The 16,455-nt window shown below is 38.6% G+C and carries 11 protein-coding genes; 1 reads left to right on the top strand and 10 read right to left on the bottom strand.

Going from position 1 to position 16,455, the window contains the following annotated elements; genetic code table 11:
• Positions 1-20 precede the first annotated feature (20 nt).
• Positions 21-413: a DUF1801 domain-containing protein gene (locus tag JAZ75_RS12595; RefSeq protein ID WP_208702217.1), complete on the top strand. Its 393-nt coding sequence runs from the start codon at positions 21-23 to the stop codon at positions 411-413.
• Between the two features lie 142 nt (positions 414-555).
• Here JAZ75_RS12595 and JAZ75_RS12590 read toward each other — a convergent pair whose 3' ends face one another.
• The 10 genes from JAZ75_RS12590 to JAZ75_RS12545 form a co-directional block, all read right to left on the bottom strand.
• A complete protein-coding gene (locus JAZ75_RS12590; protein WP_208702215.1) occupies positions 556-1,155 on the bottom strand; it encodes an HdeD family acid-resistance protein in 600 nt (199 codons plus the stop codon).
• A 388-nt stretch (positions 1,156-1,543) separates the two neighbouring features.
• Positions 1,544-2,830, bottom strand: coding sequence for a sensor histidine kinase (locus JAZ75_RS12585; RefSeq protein WP_208702213.1), 1,287 nt, complete (start codon positions 2,828-2,830; stop codon positions 1,544-1,546).
• 548 nt (positions 2,831-3,378) lie between these two features.
• Entirely contained in the window at positions 3,379-4,170 is a 792-nt protein-coding gene (locus JAZ75_RS12580; protein WP_208702211.1) for a DUF1080 domain-containing protein, read from the bottom strand.
• Between the two features lie 27 nt (positions 4,171-4,197).
• Positions 4,198-5,355, bottom strand: a complete 1,158-nt coding sequence (locus JAZ75_RS12575) for a Gfo/Idh/MocA family protein (protein ID WP_208702209.1) — start codon at positions 5,353-5,355, stop codon at positions 4,198-4,200.
• A gap of 21 nt (positions 5,356-5,376) precedes the next feature.
• Entirely contained in the window at positions 5,377-6,414 is a 1,038-nt protein-coding gene (locus tag JAZ75_RS12570) for a TIM barrel protein (protein ID WP_208702207.1), read from the bottom strand.
• Between the two features lie 25 nt (positions 6,415-6,439).
• Positions 6,440-7,651 (bottom strand): hypothetical protein, encoded by a 1,212-nt coding sequence (locus JAZ75_RS12565; RefSeq protein WP_208702205.1) that lies wholly within the window; start codon positions 7,649-7,651, stop codon positions 6,440-6,442.
• A gap of 23 nt (positions 7,652-7,674) precedes the next feature.
• Complete coding sequence (locus tag JAZ75_RS12560) at positions 7,675-8,739, bottom strand: aldose 1-epimerase family protein (RefSeq protein ID WP_208702203.1); 1,065 nt, start codon at positions 8,737-8,739, stop codon at positions 7,675-7,677.
• Between the two features lie 2 nt (positions 8,740-8,741).
• Entirely contained in the window at positions 8,742-11,423 is a 2,682-nt protein-coding gene (locus tag JAZ75_RS12555) for a c-type cytochrome (RefSeq protein WP_232789431.1), read from the bottom strand.
• 43 nt (positions 11,424-11,466) lie between these two features.
• Positions 11,467-12,948, bottom strand: coding sequence for a RagB/SusD family nutrient uptake outer membrane protein (locus tag JAZ75_RS12550; RefSeq protein WP_183917078.1), 1,482 nt, complete (start codon positions 12,946-12,948; stop codon positions 11,467-11,469).
• 10 nt (positions 12,949-12,958) lie between these two features.
• Complete coding sequence (locus JAZ75_RS12545) at positions 12,959-16,225, bottom strand: SusC/RagA family TonB-linked outer membrane protein (RefSeq protein ID WP_208702201.1); 3,267 nt, start codon at positions 16,223-16,225, stop codon at positions 12,959-12,961.
• Positions 16,226-16,455 lie beyond the last annotated feature (230 nt).

Raw genomic sequence — 16,455 nt, 5'->3', positions numbered from 1 at the left:
AATTATCAAACACATAAAATATGGATCCCGATATTAGAATGTACAATAATCAACTGAATCAAGAAGACCAAGCCATATGTGATATGCTAGCTGAGGAAATTTCCCAGCATTTACCAGATGCTGAAAATAAAATATGGCATGCACATCCCGTATGGTTTATAGAAAAAAATCCCATTGTAGGATACAGCAGACAAAAAACTGGAATAAGACTGATGTTTTGGAGTGGTTCCGATTTTGAAGAAGAAAAATTAAAGATTATAGGATCTAAATTTAAAGACGCATCGATTTACTATAATTCCATTTCTCAAATCGATAAAAACGATTTAAAACGTTGGTTAGAGAAATCAATAAAAATACAGTGGGATTACAAGAATATTATAAAACGGAAAGGAATATTGATCCGATTGAAGTAAAGCCATAATTTCAAAAGCCCACAAATAAAAATATGAGCAAAAACATTTTCATCAACACCTTAATACGACCAAAACCCTTATATACAAAACTATTAACTTAAAATAAAAAGCACAATATAATTTGCGCTTTTTGTTTTAAATATTAATTTATTTCGGTATGATGATCACCTCCATTATCCAGATCTTCATTGATCATTTTTAGTCTTCGACCAATAAGACTTAGTACCACATGCATGACCCCTACCGTTATTAATCCTATTCCCATCCAAATACCAATGGTAATACCTGCTATTAATGGGTTCCAAAGCAACAAGAATGAAAACAAAAGTCCTAAGATACCGGTAAACAGAATCCAGCCCCAATTACCTATTCCAACACGCTTGATCTCAAAAGCATTGGCAATTGTTGTAATGGACCTAAATAATAACCAGGCTCCAATAAATACCGATAACATCAATGCTGTCAATCCCGTATTGGCAATAAGCAATACACCAATAAACAAATTCAGCATACCACCAACCAAATGCCAACCCCAATTATCACTGTTCTTACGGTTCGATAATGCATAAAACAATTCAAATACGCCACTGATCAAAATTCCAACACTTAAAAATATACTCAAAGCCAGAAAAGAGCTAAAAGGTGCAGCTGCTGCATAAGCACCTACTATAATATGCAATATGCCAGCAATTAAAGGTAAATACCAGAATTTTAAAACCTTTTGAACAATACTTTTCTCCATAATTCGTGTGTTTTTAAATGTTAAATATAAATTGGTAGATCATTACTTGTAGATCTACACCGACTATTTACATTAGATTTAGTTATTTTGTTTTAATGATTAAAAAAAACTTTTAAAAAAAAAGTTCAAATACTAAAAATTTTATTTTCACATCTCAAACGTATAAATACTCAATTAACCTTAAAAACCTTTTTTCCATATTGAAGATTTTCATATAACTAGATTCCTTAAATAATAAATTTATACATTTTTTCTCACAAGAGAGAAAAAATTCATGTAAATAAACCCCAGTTATTCAAAAAATGGAAAATGAAATTACCGCTTGAAGTGGTTTTATATGTCAATAAGTCTCTATTTAATATATTGATACCCCATTACAAAAGGACTACTAACTATTTTTAGGTAATGAAACGGCAAATACTGAACCTTTATTCAACTTACTTTCTACCCGAATAGTTCCTTCATTCAATCGGGTAAATTCAGCACAAAGAATTAACCCGAGACCAAACCCCCTTTCTCCTATCGTCCCCTTTGTAGATAACTGAGAGGAGGTAAACAACATATTTATTCGGCGGTCATCCATTCCCATTCCCTCATCTTTAATAAAAATATCAATCATGTTGCCTTTAACATCTGCAAATACCTTTACACGTCCGCAAACCTCACTAAATTTGATCGCATTGCTCAATAAGTTTCTTAAGATAACAGCCGTTTGATCATAATCAGCAAAAAGACTCATGGACTCAGGTATATTTATATCAACCGTAAGTTGTTTTTGTCGTACAAGGAAATCAAAAAAATGAAATAATTCCAGCACTAAAGGCCGAAGTAAAAAAGTAACTTTTATAGTTTGAATTCCCTGCATCCCCCGCACACTCCATCGTAATAAATTGTCCATAACCGAGCCCAATTGGGAGACTTGATCTTTCAACAGACCGATAGTTTCGATTCTTTCATTATGCGTCAGCAAATCCTCATGAAACATCTGCAGTAAATTTTCAAGTGTTACCATAGGACTGCGAATATCATGTGCCAAAATTGAAAACATCTTTTCTTTATCCTTATTTAAAGAAAATAAGGCTTGACGCTGTTTTTCAATTTCCTGCTGATAGGTACCCTGGATACTTTTAAAGAAACTCACCACACCGACTATCAATAAAATCCCTACAATCATATTAGCATAAGCCTGTTCTGGAGGAACGGGAGATCCCAGTAAAGGTGGTTGAAGAAATAAAATCACGGCCACACAAGCTATAAAAATTAAAAAACATAAAGAAAACCTGATCCATTTGTTATCAATCATCAAGCTGGTCGTGATCAGCAATGCCACCAGAAAGTATTCGCCACCGTTATGAAAATACAATCCAGCCACAGTATAGATGATTAATCTTGAAATCACCATTACTAGTCGTGCACTCAGATACTTTCGATACTTATTCAATATAAGCACTGTTGTCGCATCGCAAACATTCAATAAGTTTAGAAAAGAAAGAAAATAACGTTCATTACCGAAATTAACAATAGCATAACTAAGCATACAGCACATTCCTATCCAATTTAAGATATTGATCAGCTTAGTATACTGAGATTCAACATAAGACATTTCAGGGTCAACCCCTACATTACTAAGCCGATATAGGATATTCTTTACATATACAGATAACGTATTGGCCATTAATTTTTGATGGTTAATTTGGATATTAAATCTAGTACAATTTTCTATTTAGGTGCTTTCCTGCTTCATTAAAATAGATATGAAATACTCCGCCATTATAAGAGAACTTCATTATCTGAATTCATTCAAATAGAACATCTACTAAACTAATGAAATACTTTCCGGTATGATCTCTTCATTTGAATGGAGAAAGTAAACGAGATTCAGAATTTACGAAACAAAACTAGCAAAATTTATAAGGTCTTTCCAACTTTTTATAACTGAACTAAAATTCAACAAAAACACTTCGTACTAAGAGATTGAGAGAACCAGTCCTATTTCAATGGCCTATGAGAGGAGCCTAAAAAATGAGAAACAGAAATAAACAAAAAGCACAGCATGGAGTTGCGCTTTTTGTTCTAAAACCTAATTTCAAATCCATTGGCAATTAAGGTAAATTAACCAAAAGATTGTTATGCATAAAATCTATTTAAATATGCGGCATATAACACAGATCATAATGACCATATAATCATTTTAAAAAAAATATTTAAAATGATTATGTTAAGTTAGTCCAGTATTTTAATTTTCATATCCTTATATTCGATTTTCATCGGTGGTCCCACATGGACCTGCACACCGATCAATCCACTCTGCTTCCGATGTTGCTTATCATTATCCACGACTTCCGAAATCAACTTTCCATTGATATAGTGAGATAACTTATTACCTTTTGCAACAATTTCAATTTCGTTCCAGTCGCCAACTTTAACCGCATCAGCAAGTTGCGTTGCCGTCGCCAAAGTGTCTCGCACGATCAGGGTACTCCAGGCATTACCTTTCGAAGCGCCAGATTCACCTGCAGTTGGATTCGGTATCTCTGTCTGTTGCCCGCGATAAGCTAAAGTAGTACGATTACGTTCCTCATAATTTTGGCCGGTATAGAGATGCCGACCATCAATATCAGCCTGATATCCTTTCAGAGCATACGGTAAGTTCCCAAAACGTTCACTCCGATAATTAATACCACTGTTACCATCTGCGGAGATCCTAAATCCGGACTTCAATACAAAATCACCCGGTTCTCCACCTTTCCAAATTAAAAAAGTATTATTCTTTAAAGGTTCTGCATCAGCTTTAATTTCACCAACCAATATACCACTCTCCATACGCCAATAGCTACTATCTCCCTCCCATCCTTTCAATGTATTAGAATCAAGCATTGCGACAAACCCTTCTTGTACTGAACTATCAAGAACGGCATGCTGCCCCTGATCATGTTTCGTATTTCCGGCATTGCAGGCCAGCATCAAAAGCGAAGCTGTAGCAGTCAGATATCCATATTTTATCATCTTGTTCATTGTTATGAGCTAAAAGTTAATTTAACATTAATTGTTCCAATCTACATCAGTGTCCGCCCAACATTTGTTTTTAGCAGACAATAAAACGGCTTCACACACCTTTTGGGTCTCATAGGCATCTCGAAAAGTAGGATGACATTCTTCACCAGTTTCTACACTTTTTAGAAAATCTGCTACTTGATGAACAAATGAGTGTTCATAACCGATGGATAATCCCGGTACCCACCATTTATCCATATAAGGTTGATCACCATCGGTCACATGAATCGAGCGCCAGCCTTTAACGATTGACTCGTCTGCATTATTAAAATATTCCAATTTATTAAGATCATGCAGATCCCAACGTAATGAACCTTTCTCTCCATTAATTTCAAATGTAAAAAGTGCTTTATGCCCTCGGGCATAGCGCGTAGATTCAAATAACCCCAAGGAACCATTAACAAAATGACAGTGAAATATACAAGCATCATCAATTTTGACATCTTCCATTTTCCCAGTCTCCTCACGTAAACGTTGCTTCACAAAAATTTCTGTCATTGCAGAAACATCTTTAATACCACCATTTAGCCACATAGCTAAATCAATACAATGTGCCAATAGATCTCCTGTTACACCAGAACCTGCAGCTTCGGCGTCCATACGCCAAAAAGCTCGACCTCCTTGTGGTAAATTTTCATTTATAGTCCAATCCTGCAAGAAATTCGTTCGATAATGAAAAATCTTACCCAACTTCCCACTTTCCACCAGTTTTTTAGCCAACGTAACAGCCGGCAATCTGCGATAATTGTACCATACCGTATTCTTAACTTGACTTCTTTCCACCGCCTGGACCATCTGATCTCCTTCCTCCAGATTTCTAGACAAAGGTTTTTCACATAAAACCATTTTTCCTGCCGCCGCCGCCGCAACAGCAATTTCCATATGCATATTATTCGGAGTACAAATATCAACAGCATCAATATCATCACGACTGATTAATTTTTTCCAATCCGTTTCATAAGATTCATATCCCCATTGCGTGGCAAAAGCGATGACTTTATCCTCACTTCTAGAACATACCGCCTTCAAAATAGGCTTATAAGCTAAATCAGGAAAAAAATCCCCAACCCGTTTGTACCCATTAGAATGAGTTCTTCCCATAAATCCACAACCGATTAATCCAATTCTTAATTCTTTTTTCTTCATAACAAATAATCTATAAGCTATTTATACCGACCATCCATGTGCGTTTCGCACTTTAATCATTGTTTCCAGGATTGAATTCCAGGTCTCTTGCTGATGCATCACTTCATTTGGAAACATACAGCCATCCCAGCAGATATGGTCGAAAACTTTGTTAGGGTTACCATTCTCATCGCGCAACCAGTATCCGGCATCCTTCACAATATCCAGCTTACCATTCGGATCGCTTGGCAAGCAATGCCTTCCAGTTTTATCATGCGAACCAGAGCCAAACACAGTTCCATCATTCTGAGCAACATGAAAATCTATCGTCCATGGACGAAGCTTATCTGTTAAAAATTGAAAGCCACGCTCCAGCTCTACGCTATCTCCCCATTGAAAATCACTTTTCAGAATCCGGTCCTCAGGTTCATTATACCCCAATAGATACAAGAATGTGTGAGACATATCTGCCTGAAACCCCATATTATCCCTATCCACCATCTCCAAGGTTTCCAGCATCGTTCTCCAACTTTGCATGCCACCCCAGCAGATTTCTCCTTCCGCAGCAAGTCGTTCTCCATATCCAGCTGCCACGTCACATGCACGTCTAAATGTTTCTGCAATTCTTTTTGTATTTTCAGTCGGATTTTTAGCCCATTCAGCTACACTGGTAGCCGAATCAATACGGATAACATTATTAGTTCGAATACCTAGCTTTCTTAATTTGTATCCAAACTCACTAGCCTTTTGTACAACATCAACAAAGCGATCTCGATCTACTTGACTACCCATTGCAGAACCACCATCAGGTGGCCAGATTGGTGCAATCAAAGTACCGATTTCTAAATCATAACCACCCACTTTGTCCACAACAAAATTGACATTGTCATCTGTAGGATCTAATTTTACATGTGCATTGAAAAGACCTAGATCAATGCCATCAAACTTGACACCATCGACGTTAGCATGAGCTGTTTTCTCTAAAAGCTCATCTAAAGAAATAATTGGTTCATGATCACCTTTACCCACAATACCCGGCCAGGTCGCATTATGCAATTTTGGAAAATTATTTTTGCTCATATCTACGTTTTTTTAACTTCAATAATTAAGGTTCAACAATCAAATCCGGATTATCTGGTCCAAAGTGTTTCAACATCACGATCGGATCTGTCTTCGAATCATTTGTAATAATGACACCTTTCATCGCCGCCATTTCTGAAACAAAGTATTCGTCGTATGTCAACTGCCCATAACGGATCAGAGCGGGTGTTTCCAAAGTCCAATCATTCAACTTCCCGTGACCCTGCATCATAATTAATCCATAAGCCGCACTATCGGTGATCGTAACAGTTTGACCCGGAAAAACGGTCAATTCTTTTGCACTAAAAGCTGTAGATTTATAGCATATCCATTTTTCACTGTAGCCAGCATGCTCCATTTCAGCTTGAGATTTCACCGGTTTAGGATACATAAATCGGTTCTGCATCATATTGGGATCCACATTCAGATCCCAATCAATAATATCCATTAATGCATTATAATCACCATGTTTATCATCAGGCACTCCCTTCCACAACAATTCTTCTGGAATGATCGCTTCATTGACCAAGGATTGATACATCGCAAAAACATCGGAAGCTTTTTGCGGCTCATAGGTACACATACTACCTGGAGCATGTAATAATCCAGGAGGAACATCCCAGCCTGTTCCCGGTTCTAAACGGTAGGCCTGTGAATAATTCGTTATCTTATTATCCCCTTTACTAAAATTTTCTAAGCATTCTTTGATCTGTGCTTTTGAAGTTCCTGGAGCTATCCCCATAAAAGTATAAGGAAAGTCGCCACCATGATTATTCAGCTGTGGAGGAAAATAGTAAGCTTCCGGCTTTCCCGCTTGCTCAATCAAAGCCGCTTTTTCATCATTATGGTGAATATGATGTGGCAATGGTCCCATGTTATCAAAAAATTTGGAATACATTGGCCAGCTTTGATAATCAGACCAGATACGATTTCCGATCAATCTTTCTTTGAGATGGGAAACGCAATCCGATAACAAAAGTTGTTTAATCTCTCCTTCATGTTCATATACCACGAAACTAAGACCTTCAAATTCGCCCGTCAAAGGACCATTTTTCGCAGGAGTAGTAGAAGACAACCACCGCTCATCGATACCACCACGTTCACCACCCAGCACATAATAATCGTCTGGATGAAGTTTTATCCTTCTTCCGGGTACACAAAATGATCTAGGCACCCAGTTTGGCGCCAATCTAAATATCCCTTTACCTTGTTCAAAAGCTTTTTCTATATTTTCCATTCCTTCGTATTTATGTTTATAATCTACATTTTATCCTTAAAAACCTGAATTCCTTCAATTGTATCTAATATTCCCAAAGAAAGTTGATATACTTTTTTTTCCTTGGGTTTAAGAAAAATCAGTTCTTTTCGTTCACGCATCACCTTTTGCCCCAACGGTGGATTTGTACCGGGCTCTAATCCTGTCACATATTCTCCCGGACCCCAGTGTTGCCAATTGGTCAACCAAGGAAGTTGTTCCTTTTTAAAAGTTAGCGCAACCGCAAAATCCAATTTTTCATTAAATAGACCACAAGAGCTATTTCCGCTCTGATCGCTTTCCGGAGCTATAAAGACAGCTTCTTCTCCTGCCCCCCGATGATCTTCACGAGGTTCTTGACAGGTTTTAAAATCAAGACCTGCTTTAAATATTTTATTAGACTCACCAGATTCCCGAGGTTGCCATTTTCCATTCCACAGTAATTCAGTACCAGCATCCACAAGAGGCCAACCAAAGTTAAAGTGATAAAGCAGCATATGTGGCACATCCATATTACCAACATTTTGGACCACATCTTCAATATATATTGTAGGATCCCCTAAGTAACATCGAATCGTACGTGTCAACTCAATATAATGTCCAAGAGGATGTCCTTGTAATATCTTTCCAGAGATCGACATTTCAAGATCTCCACTTAACAAATCGGGTTGTTTTATATAAATTATTTCCGCTGGGATATTACTAATTTGATCATGCAACCCTCTACTTCCAAAAGCATCCACTTCAGGACCACCAACATGTGTAAGTCCACAAGTAACCAACAATCCTCCTCCAAAAGTGCTTAACCAATCTGCACCTTTATCTGACAAAGGCTGTGGTCTTGCTACCCCAAGCCTGCTAATCCAGCTCAAGTTAAATTGGTTGAAATAAGCATCCGCAATATCCATGGCTCGATCTATAACAACTTTAAAACGCAATCCTGTACCTGTATTTATCCAGGCAATACGGGTACCACGTCCCCGTCCATTATCCAAAACCGAAGTCTCGATACCACCGACCTGTGCCACATGCGACACTTTTTCCAACCAATCTTTCTTTGAAAAATCCACTTTTATTTATTTTTCTTTTTATAAACGTCATTATTCTCATTCCCACCCGACATGAGGTAGGCCATTAAATCACGCAGTTCCTCTGGATTCAAGACATTTAATGTTCCAGGAGGCATAATGGAAACTTCGGAAACTTTGATATCCTGAACATCTTTTTTTGCAATTTCCTTAGTTAACTGCGGTGCATAAGGATTTTGTGAAATAATATAAGTCTTCTCTCCTTCGCCCATCAGTCGTCCCATTTGCTTAGTTCCATCTTTCAGATGAAAAACTTTAGATTCATATTGATCAGAAATCACTTTGCTTGGTTCAATCATCGCTTCCAACATATCCTTAGGAGAGAAACGTGTTCCCAGTTGAGTAAGATCAGGTCCAACCGAACCACCCGAACCTTTCATAGTATGGCAAGAAGCACAGCGCAAGGCTACAAAAAGTTCACCCCCTCGTTTGAAATCACGTATCGCAGTATGACCATTAATATATTTGAGAGCTGTATCGATCTTCCAATCTCTTCCGGGACCCTTGGCATTCTGAACTTTTTCTGCTAGTCTGTTACCCGATTGATTAACCAATGAATCACCAGAAATCTTACTGTAATAGGCCAATTTGTCCTTATTTACATGACTCAATGCAATTTTTCGGGCTTTATCAATAAATCCGATGTAGCTATTGCCTCCTTTGTAACCAAAACCTTTATAGAACCACTTGAAATATTCATCTTGCAATTCTGGGGTCCAACCCTTATGTGCAGAACTCAACATCGTTGCTAAAAATATCTGTTGCGCAGGAGGAATATTGGCCAACATGTCGGCGATATCCAGACCATACTGTGGATTTCGCAAAATAAGATTGGAAGAACTCATAAAACTGGTATTGGTCGAATCATCCTTTGCTGAGTATAATAGTGGTACAGTCTTAGGTACGACACTCGAATCACCAATAGCTACCAATACTTTTCCCAGTTCACGATTGACAAGGTTTATCTTCGAAGGATATAAACCCGCTAATCGCTCCGAAAGTAGAATACGTTGCGATTCAACAGGTGTCCCCATTCGAGCTATACTGACCTCATAAACACGCAACAGATTTAAAAGCATCTGTTGCGGAAGCTTCCTGATGTCAATAGTTGCCAGCTTATTAAACATATCTGCTTGTAATGATTTATCTCCATTTCTGGCTAGAGCCAACATCGCTTCGGTAAGACGGAGTACATTTTTTTCCTGAAAAACAAGATGCTTCCATGTATCCACGGGTTGATGCTCCACTGCAATACGTGCAGCATAACGGATAAAACGATCTGGATCACCAAGGTATTTCCACACTTTCTCAGCTGTGCCTGGTGCAGAAGGTTTATGAAATTGTTCAATCTCGCGACGCAAGGCAATCCCCTTAGGAATTTCATTTTTTGTTTTCTTAGCCTCAATATCAGCATGTCCCTTATAATACACGCGATAAAGATCAGACTCCAACTTTCTCCCCCCTGTCAAAAAGTATAAAGCACCATCAGGCCCAATCTCTCCAGATGTCAATGCAAGTGGAGATCCCGATATAAATTCTTCCGCTTTTGCCTCATAAGTCGCTCCTTTTGGTGTTAACTGAACAGAATAGATAATACCAAAACTCCAGTCAAATGCCAGAAGACTATTTCTATACTTATCAGGAAATTTCGCTTTGCTTGCATAGAGTAGATTCGTTGGCGAGCCCTGTCCGATATTCAGCGTACCAGGTAGGTTATCTGGGTAACTGGGATCCCATTTGGCATTACCAGTCCTCCATCCGTACTCAGCACCACTTGTTACATGACAGATCCGTGTTGGACGATACCAAGGCATTCCAAAATCCCATTCCATATCCGAATCGTAGGTAAACATTTCGCCATCATCATTAAAAGTAATATCAAATGGATTTCGATACCCACCACTAATCATCTCCCAGTGTTTACCCTCAGGATCGGTTTTAGCAATCCAGCCACCCGGTTCTTTACGATCGGTGGCATGACCCTGTGGATCTACGATATGAGGTAACAAATTATCGTGATGCCAGTTTGAAGGTAAACGATAGGCATCCATCTTGGGCAAATCAGTATGATTACCCGCAATTAAATATATAGCAGAATCTGGCCCAAGTACAACACTATGCGGCCCATGCTCACCTTCACCATTTAAGGCCAATAATTGTGTTATCTTATCCAATTTATCATCCTGATTTGTATCCTGTAATCGGTACAAGCCACTACCTTTCGAAAACTGCTCGTCAGGATTATGGTTTACGACGACATAAAGACTATTGTGCGCCCACAACAAACCTTGAGCAAATCCAATTCCTACTTTCGTTGAACTGGTATCAGCGGGATTATCTAATGGAAAATCCAACTTTTCAATCTTAGGCTTCATCGTAGTATCCGATCCTATCGGTGGCAGTTCGATACGGAACAATGCTCCATACTGATCCGAGGTAATCATCCTCCCTTTATCATCAAAGGTCATCGCAACCCACGATCCCTGTTTATTATCCGACGGACTGTAGATATGATCTACTGCAAAACCCTCAGGTAAAACAATTTTTTTAGTCTTCGGATTCTCATCCTTAGCACCTTCATCTTTAATCTGTTCATGACATGCCCCTGCCAAAGTGAGCAGGAAAATGGCAAACAACACGAGTTGCATGTTATTAATTTTTCTCATTGTTATTCGTTAAGCTGATATATTGTTTGATTTAAATCATGGATTAATATCCCGTGTTTTGCGAAATCCCATTGGTTAGCACTTCACGCTGTGGAATAGGAAATAATAACTTAAAGGGTTGCACATTATAGGAAGCCGAACTTAAACGAGAAAGACGTTTTTTCTCTGCCGCTCCGTGAGCATTTAAGACTTCCTCTGCCTTTCCCGTACGCAACAACTGGTACCATCTATGGCTCTCAAAAGCAACTTCAACACGTTGTTCAGTGGCGATAGCATTTCGCAAGCCTTCCTTAGTCAAACCTGATAAAGGTTCCAGTCCTGCCCGCTTACGTACCAAGTTTAAGTTTAGATAAGGATTTCCGACTCCGGACTCGTTTTGCGCCTCTGCCAACATCAATAAGACATACCCATATCGGTATACTGGCCAGTTCTCATTGGACCGTCCATCTTCAATATAAGGTGCATGATAAAATTTCTTGATGAAGGGCATTTTTCCACCAAAAGCGATTGCCTCTTGATAGGACGCATTTGAAGGATCATCGAACAAGGCTATTGATTTATCCTTCCGCAAATCCCCCGCTTCATATAAATTATAGATACTTGGTGTCGGGATATTAGATCCACCAAGATTTCCAGAATACCCCACCAGTTTCAATTTTGCGTTTCTTGGGCCGAACATATAAATAAAATTACTGTTCTCACCTTCAACAGATTGGTCATACTGCACTTCAAATACCGACTCCTCATTATTTTTATTATTCGGATTGAAACAGTTCGCATAATCAGGCAATAAAGCATAGCCCAATTGCGTAACTTCCTGAAAAGCAGAAGCAGCTTCAGCAAATTGCTTTCTTGTTAAGTATACCTCACCCAATAGCGTTAAAGCAGCGCCCTTAGTAATACGTCCGGCATTATTCTTATCATAGCTATTTGGTAGATTTGCAACTGCATCCTTAGCATGTTGTATAATTACAGCGTACACTTCTTCAACCGGTGCCTTACCCTTGGTAAAAGCATCCGTTGGATTCGCAACTTCCTTCGTATGTAATGGAATTTCTCCAAATAAGCGTACCAAATGAAAGTAGGTGAAAGCCTGTAAAAACTTCACTTCACCTACATATCGCTTTTTCAAACCTTCGTCGGCAAAAGAAACCTGATCGATTCGGCTAAGGATAACATTAGACTCTTGTATAACACTGTATAATGTTGCCCATACAGTATTGATATAATTATTTGAAGAGGTTATCAAAAATTCATCTATCTCTTCCCGTTGTTGCGCCCCTCTATCGGTTTCATCATATTGATAGTTGGTGTTATCGGCAACCATTTCGGTCATCGCCCAAAAATCACTGGTGTACAAACCTTGTAAGCGGCCATAAACCCCGTTCACAGCACGAAGGACTTGTCCTTCATTTTCATAATAATTATCACCGCTGGAAAATGTATATGGTTTAACATCTAATAGGTGATTACATGAGGAGAGGCTAAGTAGTCCCAAACTCAATAAAATATATTTTATGTTCATAACAGTAGACTTAAAAATTGAAATTTAATCCGAGCGTATAGATTCTTGGAACTGGATAAGCAGAGTAGTCAAGTCCTTGCACCAATGGACTAATATCACCTCTATTTATGTTGGTTCCTTCTGGATTACCATCATAATCCGTGATCAAGAAAGGATTTTGAATATTTCCATAGACTCGAATGTCCTTGATAACTCCCTTTATACTTTTAGGAAATGTATAACCTAAATTGATATTACGGATCCATACATAATCCGTTTTCTCTATAAACAAGGAGTGCGTATCGCGATACATAACACGACCCCTGCCTGTACCATTTGTAGTCGGGACTAATCCACTACCGGGATTCGCTTCCGATCTCCAACGATCCGCAATCTCTTTACGCACATTAAAAACTCCATCAATATTATCCGTGTAAAACCGGGTGGCATGCAACATCTCTTGTCCCATTGATCCGACCATCAGCACACGCAGGTCGAAATTTTTAAAAGAAAATGTATTGGTCATGCCCCATGTAAAATCCGGATATGGGTTGCCTATGACGTCAAAATCATCATTCGGTGTGATTTCACCATCACCATTAACATCGCGCATCCGCAGATTTCCTGGAATAGCCCCTGGAAATGCAGCGTATTTCTCCAGGTCAGCTTGATTTTGATAAATTCCATCAACCACATAGCCGATGATCATACCAACAGGCTGTCCGATTCGGGTAACATTAGTAAAATTTCCTTCCGAACTTGCCCCAGAGAAAATCGGGTCAGTGCTTCTTCCTAAAGCAATCACTTTATTCCTATTGAAGGAAATGTTGAAATCGGTATTCCATTTAAAGTTATCATTGGTAATATTGACGGAACTAACAGAAAATTCAAAACCGGTATTTTCAACATCACCTCGGTTTTCTGTTACAGATGAAAAACCAGAAGACTGGGGAATCGGTGTATTTAACAATAAGTCTAAAGTATTACGCTTGTAGTAGTTTGCTGCAATTGTCAGACGGTTATTTAAAGTCGCAAAATCTAAACCTATATTTAACTCCTTCATCTTTTCCCAACCTAAGAAACTATTACCTAAGCTGTTCATAATACGACCCGGTGCCAAACTACCACCAAAGACATAATTACCCGTTCCAATACTACTTAATGGCGCATAATTAGAAATATTGAAATTACCACTTCTACCGTATGATGCTCTAAGTTTCAATTCATCAACCCAAGTCGCATCTTTTAAGAATTTTTCTTCTGACAGCCGCCAGCCCAGTGCGACAGATGGAAACGATCCCCATCGATTATCTTTACCAAATCTCGACGAACCATCCGAACGGAAAGATGCGGTCAGGATGTATCTATCTTTAAAAGTGTAATTTACACGAGCCAAGTAAGAGATTAATGCCCAATCTTCAATGCCCGTACCACCTGTGATCCTAGCCGCTGCATTTAAGGTCTGAATATCGTCATCCGGGAATTGCGACCCATTGAACCCTGCTGACTTATCTTTTTGGGACTGAATGGAGTAACCCGCCAGCGCACTTATTGCATGACCATTATCCGAACTGTAATCATAGGTTAATGTATTCTCATTTGCCCAATTGATATATTGACCACGTGTATAATTTCCACTGGGAATCGACGGTCCTGGAGCATTTTGATTTGCTAGAGTTGAAGGTCGAAAGTATTCACCACTTTCATCCTGATAATCAACATTAAAAGTTGTCTTAAATTTTAGTTTAGGAAGAATGCTATACTCCGCATAGGCACTCATCAACATTTTCATTTTGCTGCTTTTATCAACACGTTCATTCAAGAACATAACTGGATTAGGATTTCCAAAAGTACCCGGTGAAACGATATATGGATTGTAAGTACCATCTGCATTATAAATAGTAGAAACGGGTGTGGAAATTTCGAAAAATTCATCCCTACCCTGCCCACTAACACCTCCTTTGAGGTAAGATAATGTAGGTGCAATATTCATCCCCAATTTTAATTTATTAGAGATATTGGCATCTACATTAGCCCGGACGGAAAACCTTTCAAAACCAGTGTTTAACATCACCCCCGATTGATTCAGGTAACCTGCCGAAACAAAAGAGCGTATCTGTTCATTCCCTCCACTAAAACTCACATTAAAATCAGACATTGGTGCAATTCGGGTAACTGCATCATACCAATCTACACCAGCTCCTAAAGTTTCAGGATGACGATATTCTTCCGGAATATCATTTAATGTAGGTTCCCTACCTTCCTCATATCGAATTTTATCTTCTATAGCCTCTTTACGAAACTGAGCAAATTCCATAGCATTCATCATATTGGGACGACCTTTTTTTGGTACTTCCTGAATACCTGAACTCGCCGCAACATTGATCTTCAATTTTCCAACTGTACCCTTTTTCGTATTGATCAAGATAACACCATTAGAACCTCTCGATCCATAAATTGCTGTTGCAGATGCATCTTTTAATACGGTCATAGATTCAATATCACTCGGATTTATCGCCGTCAAAGGATTTGAGCGTTCGCTTGAAGAAGACGGAACCGGAAATCCATCAATAACATATAATGGCGATCCTCCTGCTCCGATAGCACCAATTCCACGTATACGAATCCTAGGACCACCTCCTGGTGTTCCATTGGAGGTACTTACCTGCACACCTGAAATTTGGCCAGTTAAGGCTTGATCAGGACTAGCAATAGCTTGCCCCCGAACATTACTCATCGATACCGATGCGATAGATCCAGTAACATCCTTTTTCTGTTGACTACCATATCCCACGACCACCACTTCATCTATATCTTGTGACATACTGATCAGTGTAATGTGCTGCTCACCTGCTTTTGTAATCACAATTTCTTGGCTAGAATAACCTATATTCCGAAAAGACAAACTTTGGCCTTTCTTTAAAGTCATAACATAGCGACCATCCTCAGCAGTAGATGTGGCAACATCTGTACCTTTGACCTGTATAGTAACACCTGGGATAGGAAGTCCTTTTGCATCACGTACGATACCGCTAACAGTGATTTGCTCTTGGATATTGCTATGAGTAAGAAGTTTTCCATGATTTTCCTCAAAATCAAAGACACGACCCGAAGAACTCACCACTGAAGCTTGAATGTGAGACAGTTGAATAAAAAATATTCCAGACAATAATAATGATGCTTTCAAAAGACTAGATCGTCCTAGTAGCGGATTTGAAAATTTTTCAGTCTGCGTTCTACATAAATTTTGGACTGTAAAATTCTTAGTTATTTTTTTGTTAAATTGATCATATTGCATAACTTTGCAAGGTTTGATGGTTTTAAGATTAAGAGTTTAGACGCTCTCTATTAATTTAAAATAAGGCCTTAAATGCATACCGATGGTGCTAGAACACTATCGGTTTTTTATTCAAGCTCGTTCTTAGTACGATTGTTCTCCCATACCTAAACCTCCTTTTTTATTAAAGTTTTTCATTCTATATTCTATTAAAGATATTAGGACCCAGGATAAAAGGCACCTATAAGTTG

The organism is Sphingobacterium sp. UDSM-2020 (assembly GCF_016132525.1).
In the GTDB taxonomy this organism is placed as follows: domain Bacteria; phylum Bacteroidota; class Bacteroidia; order Sphingobacteriales; family Sphingobacteriaceae; genus Sphingobacterium; species Sphingobacterium anhuiense.
This window is presented reverse-complemented; position numbering and strand designations above follow the sequence as displayed.